At 41.9% G+C, this 3,354-nt stretch carries 2 protein-coding genes and 1 pseudogene; all 3 read left to right on the top strand.

Annotated features, from left to right (window positions below):
* Window positions 1-1,262: pseudogene (locus AAC033_RS18705) on the top strand (hypothetical protein); the annotation flags it as partial.
* A 21-nt stretch (window positions 1,263-1,283) separates the two neighbouring features.
* Window positions 1,284-2,915, top strand: coding sequence for a RagB/SusD family nutrient uptake outer membrane protein (locus AAC033_RS18710; protein WP_339741013.1), 1,632 nt, complete (start codon window positions 1,284-1,286; stop codon window positions 2,913-2,915).
* Window positions 2,916-3,012: 97 nt separating this feature from the next.
* On the top strand, window positions 3,013-3,354 hold a 342-nt coding region (locus AAC033_RS18715; RefSeq protein WP_339741015.1), incomplete at its 3' end, for a hypothetical protein.

Raw genomic sequence — 3,354 nt, forward strand, 5'->3', positions numbered from 1 at the left:
ACGGGGCATCGATTTTGTCAGACGAAAACAAATGGGCTTTCTTCCCCTCAGCAGCCTTTGCATGGAAAATGATACAGGAAGATTTTATGGAAAATCAAGGTCTTTTTTCCAATGCAAAACTAAGATTGAGCTATGGACAAACCGGTAACAATGGTCAAGGCGGAGGATTAACGCCGCTGGGTTCACAATCGTTGTTGGGTAGTAGTGCCACTAACCTGGGCGGCTCATCAGTCTCCACTGCATATATTACCGGTTTGGCAAACAAGGATCTAACCTGGGAAAAAACAACAGAAGTGAATCTGGGCTTTGACTTTGGGATTTTAGCAGACCGAGTATTTGGTTCTATTGATGTCTATAACAGAAAGACCACAGGTATCATTTTTCACACGCCTTTGCCAGCAGTTACCGGTCATAGCGGAACATTCGATAATGTAGGAGAGTCTACCAATAAAGGTATAGAAATAGGCTTAAACACGGTGAATATTGATAAAAGTGATTTCCGGTGGACAACGAATTTCAATTTTGCAAGTAATAAGAATACCATTGACAAACTGTATGGTGATCTTGACGAGATTATTTTTAATGTTTCAGGTACCAATCTAATTCATAAAGTGGGAGAGGCAATCGGTTCTATTTATGATTATGAACTAGATGGCGTTTGGCAGCTGGATGAAGCAGCTGAAGCAGCACAATATGGACAAACGCCTGGGCAGGTAAGAGTTAAGGACTTGAACAACGATGGTGAAATCACCCCGGATAAAGACCGAAAAGTGTTTGGTCAGGTTACGCCTAAATGGACAGGAGGAATAACAAGTGACATGAACTATAAGAACTTTGACTTTTCGTTCTCGATTATCACAAGTCAGGGGAACAAAATTTTCAGTCAGTTCCACGGTAATACTTCGTTCCCATGGGATAGTGATCCGTCAAGACTTTTTAATGGATATGATGTAGATTATTGGACGCCAACAAATCCGATCAATAGTTGGTATCAACCAGGCAACGGAGGATCCTACCAACAAATAATTAAGTACAAAGATATTTCTTACACGAAAGTTGGATATATCACGGTGGGGTACACACTTCCCAGGTATGTCCTGGATAAAATTAACGTAGGTAGTCTAAGAATATACACAACCGTACAAAATCCTTTCATTATAACTCCTTATGATGGATGGGATCCTGAGAACGCTGGTAGAAATTCCTGGGGTGCTGCCTTTATGTCGCGTACCTATTTAGCAGGTATTAGTTTAAATTTCTAATCACTATAAATTAAAAGCAAGATGAAATATATACATATAAAAATATTAGGGTTACTGCTGGCAGTTGGAGTGTTAGGTGCCGGTTGTGATAGTTATCTGGAGGAAGAAAATTATACCTCTTTGAGTATTGAAACAGCTAAATCCAATCCTGAAACATTTGATCAACTTGTTGCCTCTGTTTATGAAAGAGCCAGAGAAACAACCACGCATTACGCTCCTGATATGTATTATCAGCTCGAAGATCTCGGAACTGATATTGTCACAAGAAGTACAGCAGTTTCTGGGACTAGTGACTTAAATGACTATGTGAATTTTTACTCAACAAACTGGACAATCCATGTATATTGGTCTAACCAGTACAGTATCATCTCTGCCGCCAATGTTGCGATAGACACGGCAGAGGAAATTGAAGGGGTTGATCCTGGTGCTAAAACGACCGGTATAGGTGAAGCCAAATTCTTTAGGGCAATGTCGTATTTTAATTTGGTAGAAAATTTTGGGGGAGTGCCACTGGTTTTGAATCAGGTTACAACAGCAGAGACAAACTATGTGCGTGAAAGCGAGGAAGCGATCTATACACAAATTGTACAGGATCTTCAAGATGCCTTATCTGCGTTGCCGGAAACACCAAGTGTATATGGCCGGGTTTCAAAGGATGCCGTTAGACATCTCCTTTCAAAAGTATTATTAACAAGAGGTTATAAGTCATTTGCTGCCAGTTCTGATTTTTCAGAAGCTGCATCGTTGGCTGAAACGGTTATTTCTAATCGGACTTTAGTTCCTTCTTTCGGAGATTTGGTAAGTATTGAAAACCAGCGAAACTCCGAGGTTGTATTTGCCTATTTATTTGGAAGCAATTCTGTTAGCAGAGGCTGGGGGAATTCCAGGCACATGATGTATAAGTTTCGATACTATGATTATCCGGGTTTGTCCAGAACAGTTCAGGGCCTTAGGGCAATGCCAACACCGTTTTATTACTCCCTGTTTCAAGATGATGATCAACGTGCCGAAGCAACATTCTCAAGAGTTCTTTATGCTACCGAAGATTACGAAGCTAATGTTGAGGGAGAAACTGTAAATATGGTAGTTGGCGATACTGCTTTATTCTTTCCCAAGGTTGCATGGACCGCTGCAGAAAAAGCAGCAGTTCCTTATAAAGTAATCAACCCAGATGAATACCTGAAGAGTGATGGGGTAACAACAGTTCATTATCCGATGTTTAAGAAATTTGATGATCCGACAGTCCCTTTTACTCAGCCAGATCAGCCTTCCTGGGGAGAAAGAGATATGGTTATGATGAGGAGCGGTGAGGCATACTTGCTTGCAGCCGAAGCTTATCTTAAATCATCCAATACGACTACAGCTGCTCAGCGCTTAACTGAATTGCGCACCAGAGCTGGTTTAACCACTGCCGTTGAGCCGGGAGACGTTACTATCGACTTTATTCTTGACGAAAGGGCAAGAGAATTAACCGGTGAAGTAAATCGATGGATGGATTTGAAACGTACAGGGAAGTTGGTGGAAAGAACGCTGGCACATAATCCGCATGCGGCTTTTAACAATGCGCTCAATTCAAAACACTTGTTGAGACCAATTCCACAAACCGAGATTGATAATAGCGGTAATAGTATTACACAAAACGAAGGATACTAGAAGATACTCGAATTTGTATAATGGGAAGGACAGGGGGGAGAGGGAGGTCAAATCTTCTTCTCCCTTTTTTCGTATCAACTTTGAAAGCATAAACAAAATGAATCGAGATCAATTTTTGAAGATCGGAGCTTTAGGCGCATGGGCGACATGGTTGACACTGGATGCCTGGAGCAACAGTTCAAAGGAAGAGGAAGAAATCGACATGGGTTTGTACCAGCGATTGCTGGCCGGCAACGACCAAACGGTCGCCAGTTTTTTGAGGCAGTTGTCAACCCGATCAGCATCAGGCTTAAGCCGCCCACGATCGTTGAGTCAGGCATTCGCGGTACTCACGGCTTCCTATACTACACCAGATTCAGAGTTTTATCTTTCCGGAGTTGTTAGCAGCCAAATGGAGGAGTTGGTTTCTGCCTTGCTTGAGTTGCAGCATTTGAATGGA

Origin of the sequence: uncultured Sunxiuqinia sp., assembly GCF_963974515.1 — a bacterium.
Lineage (GTDB): Bacteria > Bacteroidota > Bacteroidia > Bacteroidales > Prolixibacteraceae > Sunxiuqinia.

Excerpts from the sequence above, each read along its gene's own strand:
- AAC033_RS18710 (WP_339741013.1), top strand. The coding sequence starts at position 1,284 with ATGAAATATATACATATAAAAATATTAGGGTTACTGCTGGCAGTTGGA.